We start from the raw sequence: 315 nt of genomic DNA, 5'->3' as shown, positions 1-315 counted from the left end.
CCGCCGCCCGCCTCCAGGCGGTGGACCTGGCGTCCGGCGCCATTGAGACCCTCGATCTGGGCCCTTATACCTGGTTCGAACAGCCCGCCGCCGCGCCCCACCGCGAGGCCCTGGCGATGATCGCCACCGCCCCCACCCTCCCGCCCCGCCTGATCACCTGGGAGGCTGGCCGGATCCGCATCCATCGCTACAGCAGCGCGGAACGGGTCCCCCCCGATCACCTGGCCTGGCCCCAACATCTTTCGTGGAAGGCGCCCGACGGCGCCACCGTCTACGGCCTCTATTACCCGCCCACCCATCCCCGGATCGCCGGCA

General features: G+C 72.1%; 1 pseudogene. It reads left to right on the top strand.

The window, feature by feature from the left end:
• Positions 1–315: pseudogene (locus C4313_RS10750) on the top strand (hypothetical protein); the annotation flags it as partial.

This window comes from Thermoflexus sp., from assembly GCF_040289485.1.
Lineage (GTDB): Bacteria > Chloroflexota > Anaerolineae > Thermoflexales > Thermoflexaceae > Thermoflexus.
Note: the sequence above shows the minus strand (reverse complement) of the source record. Positions and strands in the feature narration are given on the sequence as shown.